Source organism: Mitsuaria sp. TWR114 (assembly GCF_007997345.1).
In genome coordinates this window covers 1-944 of record NZ_VOSR01001137.1, presented here as the reverse complement: position 1 = coordinate 944, position 944 = coordinate 1, and the positions used below count along the sequence as shown (strand labels likewise).

The 944-nt window shown below is 66.7% G+C and carries 3 protein-coding genes; all 3 read left to right on the top strand.

All coding sequences use genetic code 11. From position 1 onward, the window contains the following. A partial coding sequence (locus FUT87_RS29760; RefSeq protein WP_186830826.1) for a hypothetical protein occupies positions 1–274 on the top strand: 274 nt, incomplete at its 5' end. Between the two features lie 2 nt (positions 275–276). Continuing rightward, positions 277–768, top strand: coding sequence for a hypothetical protein (locus tag FUT87_RS28170; RefSeq protein WP_147243084.1), 492 nt, complete (start codon positions 277–279; stop codon positions 766–768). Continuing rightward, positions 752–944 (top strand): hypothetical protein (locus FUT87_RS28165; protein ID WP_147243083.1); only part of this gene is annotated, 193 nt, incomplete at its 3' end. The genes FUT87_RS28170 and FUT87_RS28165, both read left to right, overlap by 17 nt.

Below are 944 nucleotides of genomic sequence, written 5' to 3'. Positions count from 1 at the left end.
CCTGGCGCTCGGCATCGCGGCCGTCCTGGCGACACATCGGGACGCGCTGGCGGGCGCGCCCAACCGCCTGACCATGGTGGCGGCAGGCGCACCGATCATCACCACTGCGGTCCTCACCATGCTGGTCTGGGGCAAGTGGGCCGAGATCGATGACGAGCTTCTGCTGATGCTGCTGATCCTGCCATACCTGCTGACGGCGATCGCCAGTCGCCGCAGGGCGCCGGAGCACCGCCGGCCGGCGTCGAGGGCGAACGTCTGCACGCGTGGACGCTGATCGTGTCGCAACTGCTGCCGACGGCGTCGTCGTTCGTGATGCTGACTCTGGTGTCGTACGAGAAGGACGCGACGGCCGTCGCCAACTTCGTGATGATGGAGCGGGCCATCGCCATTGGCGGAAGCCTGATCTACTTCTATGCGCGGGTGAAAGGCACGGTCCGACCCATGGCGGGCGCGATGGGGGCCGGTTTCCTGATCATTCTGACGGCCATCTTCGCAACAGCGATGCGCGACGTCACAGGGCCATTGGTCGCCGTGGCCTATCTCGCCTCTGGCTGCCTGCTGTCCTACGGGACGATCTCACTGGGGGCCCTATACGCCAGGGGCATCCTCGCGATCAACGGCACCGCCCTGTTCGGTGTAGTGATCGCCTCGTCCCGCGCCCCCCACCTGCACCCCGTCGAGGTTCTGGCCGTCTACATCTGCCCGCAGTTGCTGCTGATGGCCGGGCTCGTCGTCTTCGCCTCCCGCAACAATGCTCAACCTGCTTAAGAACCTCTACATCGCCGCGGACTACAAGCGGAGCGCGGCTAGCCTGAATCACACGCTGCGCGTCGGCGGCTCGGCGACCGCAGGCACGATGGTCGTGCTGGTCTATCGACTGGAGCCGCGTTCCGGCGGGCTCCGCAATGTCGCGCGCATCGTGAACGCGCTGGCGACCCACCTCG